We start from the raw sequence: 236 nt of genomic DNA, 5'->3' as shown, positions 1-236 counted from the left end.
GGCGCTCGCTTCGGTCCTCGGATACCCCTAGACGATGACGATGCTGACCGGCCGGCGGCGCGGGCAACGGAGCCAGTCTATCAGCGGAGACCGGTCGAAGGCTGCTGGCGGGCTGTCAGGCGTGGAGCGCCTCGTTGAGCGTGACGCCGACGCCTGCGCGGCGGACCGCCTCGACGGCACCCGCGAGCGCATGACGACGCAAGAGCAGGCCATCCTAACCCGAGAGGTCGGCGCCA

Annotated in this window: 1 pseudogene; it reads right to left on the bottom strand. The window is 70.8% G+C overall.

What is annotated here, in order from left to right:
* Window positions 1–115 precede the first annotated feature (115 nt).
* Window positions 116–236 (bottom strand): annotated as a pseudogene (locus tag KVS71_RS20140) (2,3,4,5-tetrahydropyridine-2,6-dicarboxylate N-succinyltransferase); the annotation flags it as partial.

The organism is Microbacterium sp. GbtcB4 (assembly GCF_019091465.1).
Classification (GTDB): Bacteria; Actinomycetota; Actinomycetes; order Actinomycetales; family Microbacteriaceae; genus Microbacterium; species Microbacterium paraoxydans.
This window is presented reverse-complemented; position numbering and strand designations above follow the sequence as displayed.